This window comes from uncultured Maribacter sp. (assembly GCF_947496775.1).
GTDB lineage: Bacteria > Bacteroidota > Bacteroidia > Flavobacteriales > Flavobacteriaceae > Maribacter_B.
This window is the reverse complement of record NZ_CANMDU010000023.1, coordinates 1-5,308: the sequence shown is the minus strand read 5'-3', so window position 1 is coordinate 5,308 and position 5,308 is coordinate 1. Positions and strand designations below refer to the sequence as shown.

5 protein-coding genes are annotated in these 5,308 nt (G+C 31.9%); all 5 read right to left on the bottom strand.

Annotation, left to right across the window (positions count from 1 at the left end):
• Positions 1-255: 255 nt before the first annotated feature.
• Entirely contained in the window at positions 256-885 is a 630-nt protein-coding gene (locus Q0856_RS17715; RefSeq protein WP_298507139.1) for a hypothetical protein, read from the bottom strand.
• A gap of 221 nt (positions 886-1,106) precedes the next feature.
• Complete coding sequence (locus tag Q0856_RS17710) at positions 1,107-1,829, bottom strand: hypothetical protein (protein ID WP_298507137.1); 723 nt, start codon at positions 1,827-1,829, stop codon at positions 1,107-1,109.
• Between the two features lie 333 nt (positions 1,830-2,162).
• Positions 2,163-3,587, bottom strand: coding sequence for a DUF4041 domain-containing protein (locus Q0856_RS17705; RefSeq protein WP_298507135.1), 1,425 nt, complete (start codon positions 3,585-3,587; stop codon positions 2,163-2,165).
• A 203-nt stretch (positions 3,588-3,790) separates the two neighbouring features.
• Entirely contained in the window at positions 3,791-4,549 is a 759-nt protein-coding gene (locus tag Q0856_RS17700) for a hypothetical protein (protein WP_298507133.1), read from the bottom strand.
• Between the two features lie 143 nt (positions 4,550-4,692).
• On the bottom strand, positions 4,693-5,202 hold the full coding sequence (locus Q0856_RS17695; protein ID WP_298507132.1) for a hypothetical protein: 510 nt from the start codon (positions 5,200-5,202) through the stop codon (positions 4,693-4,695).
• Positions 5,203-5,308: the final 106 nt, after the last annotated feature.

Here is a 5,308-nt window from a genome sequence, read left to right as displayed (position 1 = left end):
TCCTCAAATTATACCTTAAAAAGTGTAAACTATGTTTCTTTAACTTTGTAAAGGATGTTTGTTTAACGTACCAAATTAATGACAACGTTAAGTATAAGAAACGTAGGGCAGGTGATAAGCAATACGTTTCGGATTGATACTAAGCCAAATATAAATATTTTGCTTTTATCATTTTTCGTAAATGCCAAATTTTATGGTTGGCGACTTAGTAAATAAACACAGGTCTTTTGGCAAGCCTAAACCGCCCTATGTTTTTTATACCGTGTTGTACGTAGGCTTTAGTTTTAGATTATTGATTTCAGTTATTAATTCAGCTTTTTGATTTTCAGTCAATTCATTAAATAATTTGATTTTTTTTCCTTTGTAGTTAAAGAGAATTTCGCCCATTATGTGACTAAAAAGCAATTTTCTATTCAGAGCGATATTCCGCAATGTTTTGTCATAGAGGGATAATGAATTTTCTTGGATTTCATTCCGAACGTTTTCCACGTGTTCCAATTCAAAAGTTTGTGTTTTAGTTAGAAAAGTTCCTTTTTTAGTTAAGGTCATTTTTCCATTCTCAATCCGTAATTCTTGTCGTCCATTAATCAGCCACAAAAATTGGCGTAATCCAATAGCCGCAACAATTGGATGAGCTGCAAAAAAGACAAGTATAAATTCCGTTGTAATTTTATGTCCGTTTATAAACCATTCTATAATTCCAGAAAAAAATAGTCCACAAGAAAATAATGTAAAACCGAGCGCAATAAATGTATTTCTGGAATTATTTGACGCAAATAAGCTATTACTTTTCGGTAAGCATACAAACTTTTTCCTATTCAGACCGAAAGTGAAAATTCGGCTATATAGATATTGGAAGTTCAGTGATTTATCTTTAATGTTCATTGGCTTTTTCAGCTTACGTACAACGGTTTAGCTATAAATAGTACGGAAGCAAGTTAGCACTTAACATTCCTTTACGCAATTAGCCAAAGCTTTTTGTTTTGCTTTTTCTTTTTTTATTTAATGCCAAATCCAAAAGATTTGGCGGTATTTGATGATATTCCGAGTTTATAACTTAAGCAGCCAAGCCCGTATTGTTTATAGGTTTTGTTACCACACGTTTTTTATTCGGACGCATCATAAACCCCAACAGTTTCAATTCCGTTTTTTGAAAATTTTAAAAGTTCTGTTGTCAATGGATAACCTGATTGTTTATATTCTTCCACAACAACTTGTCCAATGCGTTGCGAGAAAAATTCAAAATCATTTTCTGAGAAAACATAACAAAAATCTCGAACAGGAATTACTGCATAAAAAGGAAAACTAAAATCCGTTTGAATTTTTTCCTTCATTGAAGGCGCTAGTAAAAGTGCTCCTTTTAAATTGATAAATTCAGATTCTAATCTTCCGAGTTTTCTATTTTCTATTGTGTTATATTCAATGGTAGATTTGGCTAAAATTCTGTCTCCATTTTTTTCAGCCTGTTCATTTAGAGTAGATTCCGATATGTTCCATTTTTCAATGTCTTCCTTCGAAATCCAAGTCAGCATATCATTTTCTATATGAATATAAATCTTATGAACTTTGTCAGTCAATTTATAGTTTATAAAATCTTTGAATTCATAATCGCTTGGATATAAAGAAATAAAAATATTCTCTTTTGCCTCAGTCCATTTTTCAGGTATTTCGAGAGTGTAATTCATTAAAGTTTTAGCAAAGTCCGATATAATGGATTTGTCTTTGTCCCTTTGGTAATCTCGTCTGATATTATCAAGGCTTACATTAAGTGTTATGTCGCCTTTGGAGATGAAAATCAATTCTGTTTCGTCTATTGAATCAATTTTCATTCCTTGCTTTTCAATTTGGGTTTTGAATTCATTAAGGACAAAATCCTTTTTTTGATTATTGCACCCGAAAAGTCCGCTTAATATGCTCAAGATTAATATGTATTTGTTATGTTTCTTCAAAATGTGAGGTAACGGTCTTGTATATGGCTCGTAGCGTGTAAATTAGCGATTATTTTTCGGTTGAGCCACAAGCCAGATTTTTAAATTTTACTATTATCTTTTTTATTGGAAATCGTCAAATTTAAAAATTTGGCGACTTTCCAAATACGCCTTAACTTTGATTAAGCAACTATTTGGCTATGAGCTATATACGTTGTTGTAACCAGTACTTTTTCAGAACAAACTGTCAGGATATTTTTCAATTTCACTTTCAGCTTTTTCATTTTTTGCTTGTTGAATTTGCTTAATTATCGACTGCGTTTCTCTAAACTGTTGCGCTTCTGATACTTTTATAAAATCGACCTCTTTTTCATACTTGTCTTTGATTACTTGTTCTATTTCATCTAACGTAACTTTAAAGTACTCTTTTCTGTAATTCACTTTGTTAATACGTCTATCGTCAAATTCCTTATGTAAAAGATTTTCGAGTTCAGGTGCGTTTTCTGAAAATATCATTGCGTGTAAATCAAAAGTGAAAGGAACAGATGCATCTCCTAATTCTTTAACTCTATCCATTGGCTCAAGTCGTCTTGTCATTCCTATTTTATAAACGTTTTCTCCAAATGAGCCAAGATTAGAAATTATATAAACGTGTCCAGATTTTGTCTCTTGCGCTCTTGAAATCGCTCTTTCTTTAGCTTCGTGTGCATCTTTTAAATTCTGTTCCAATTGTGCGATTTGAGAATTCAGTTCGTCCAACTTTTCTCCACTAACTAAACCTAAATCTTTTTTTGCTTTTTCTAATGCTTTTTGATAACGCTTTTCTTCCATTTCAGCGTCTTTTCTGGCTTTTTCAAATTCTCGTTGCGCTCTTTCTTCTTCTCGCTGTTGTGCTCTGATTTCTCTTGCTTCTTCTTTTTCTTGATACTTTTTGTGGGCTAATTCATATACTAAATGTAGTTCATCAAGTTTGAGTTTTAAATATTTGTCAGTTAGAAATGTATTGTTTGATTTGCCAAGTTTGTTGATTGCGTTAAATGCTTTTTTTATTCTTTCCTCAAAACTCTTTACATTGTTCCAACGGACTTTAGAAATTAATGAGTCACATTCTCCATTAAATGCTCTTAAAGTCAGATTGATGTATCTTCTTGTCATTATTTCGCCTTGTTTTCGGCTATTCCCAACGGTCCATTCCGTGTTGCAAACACAAGCATTTCCACCTTTTATAAGCTGTTTTTGTCTTGTAATAATTTGTGTGATTCTCTCTTTATATTTTTCTGAAGTTTCTAAATCAAAAATTGGCTCGTAAATTCCGAGGTCAATAAATTCTATATCGTTTTGGTAAAGTTTGATGTCTTTTTCTAATTCTTTGAAGATTGCTTTAGCATTAATAAACTTATCGTTCAATTCATTTGCACTCGCTTGAATTTCTGAAAATTCCTTGTTCTTTGATTCAATTTCATTTTCGATTGATACAATTCCGCTAAACCTTTCTAAATCAGAATTTAGTTTGTCGTTTTCCTCAATCTTCCTTGATAACTCTCCGTTCTTATTTTGAATTTCCGCATTTAGTTTACTTTTTGCTTTTTTGCATTGATTTATCACAACAAAAAGGGCAATTCCTAAAGCTAAAATTGTAATTATTAAGCCTAATGTCATTTTCAGTTTGGGTTTTTCTCGTATTGGTTACAACGTTTTCGGCTATGGCAAGTAGGGCAGGCAAGGAAACTTTTCGTTTCCGTCTGCGCCCGTAGCCAGAGCTTTTTGTTTTGTTTTTATCTTTTTCATTTTAAAAGCCAAATCCAAAAGATTTGGCGGGCATATTAAACAAGCCTAAGCCATTAAATTTAGCACATTTTTCCCTATTTGCTATAGCCATTGTTGGCAGTAGTGTTTTGGTACTCATTAGTTGATTTTTTAAGGTCAGCTTTTAAATAAAACACCTGACTTTGCTTTAAATTCAAAAAGTTTAGAGCGCTGTCCAATTTTCTTTTTAATTCAATCGGGGTATTCTTGTCCATGTTAACGTAAAGGTTGATTTTATCCAATTGACAATGCGTACAGTTTATATATTCCAACAAGTCTTCGTATTCTCTGGTGATTTTGTCGTTGATTTGAAAATAGAACTGATTCTTTAAAAATCCATTTTTGGTGTCGATGTGTTGATTTTTTAGTTTTCCACAAGCTAGAAGTATATTTAACCTACCATTGTTGAAGGCAATCGATTCAGATTTTTCAATGGCGGATTTAAATGGGTGTATATTAACTTTATATCCAGCTGAAAAGTCATTTAAAAATGTTTCTGAATTGACAGGCTGTCTAATCCATTCCGTATTATTCATAAAAGTCACTTTATCATCGGTGATTAAATGACTTTGTACTATTTTATCTGAATATTTAATAAATTCCCAAATCTGCGAAGGATTCGTTTTTTCCAGTTGAAATGTTGCTCCGCTAGTTAACTTGTTTATTGATATTGTACTATCTGAAATGATATAACAATTGTCAAAATCCTTATTCCCGTTCAGATGTTCATGCCAATGTCCAAACAATGATTTTTCCTCTTTACAAGAAAAAAACAAGGTAAATATGATGATATGTAGAATAATTTTTTTCAACATTACTGCCAACGATAGGTATAACCGAAGTTACGGAATTAAAGTTACTGTTTTTCGGCTTATCACAGACATTAGCAATTGGGAGTGGATTCGGACGTAGTCGAATCCGCCGTAATTGCGGTTATACATTGTTGGCAGTAGTATTTTTATTTTTCCCATAGATTTTCAACAATTTCATCTACAGAGTATTCAAAGTAATTTCCATTTTTATCTTTATTTCTTATAAAAAATTTGAAGTTATATTTATCAAAATTTATTTTAAGCAGTTCTCTATAAAAATCAGATTTATTAGTCCAAGCAAGCATTAGAAATTCATCATTTTCATATTCTGTTGGCTCTTCAAAAGTTTTAATGCGTGTCAAAATTTCTTTTAATTCACTCTTTTTGAAGTTTAAAATTTTGGTAGGATTAGGAAGTGATATTCTAAATGCTAAATTTTCGACTCCATCAGCCTCCCAATATTCCCATAAATCAAATTCAGACATTTCCTTACCAGTCAATTTTTTTAATTCATCTTCGACTTCTTTGTGTCGTGAAATAGCATTGTCAGGATTGTTGTCCCAAAAATCTGTAAAATCAAGAATTTTCTTTTTTACTACTGGATATAATTCAGAAGCAACTTTCAAGTTTGGCTCCAGTTCTGTTCTTAATTCCATTTAGCTTTCTATTTTGGTCATATTACTGCCAACGCCCGAGCTAAAGTTAGTGCGGAGAGCAAGGAATCTGAAAAGATTCCGTCTTAGCACTAAGACAAAGCTTTTT

Bases quoted from the DNA above. Each gene is read 5' to 3' on its own strand.
- Q0856_RS17715 (WP_298507139.1), bottom strand. From the start codon at position 885: ATGAACATTAAAGATAAATCACTGAACTTCCAATATCTATATAGCCGA.
- Q0856_RS17700 (WP_298507133.1), bottom strand. From the start codon at position 4,549: ATGTTGAAAAAAATTATTCTACATATCATCATATTTACCTTGTTTTTT.
- Q0856_RS17705 (WP_298507135.1), bottom strand. From the start codon at position 3,587: ATGACATTAGGCTTAATAATTACAATTTTAGCTTTAGGAATTGCCCTT.
- Q0856_RS17695 (WP_298507132.1), bottom strand. From the start codon at position 5,202: ATGGAATTAAGAACAGAACTGGAGCCAAACTTGAAAGTTGCTTCTGAA.
- Q0856_RS17710 (WP_298507137.1), bottom strand. From the start codon at position 1,829: ATGAAAATTGATTCAATAGACGAAACAGAATTGATTTTCATCTCCAAA.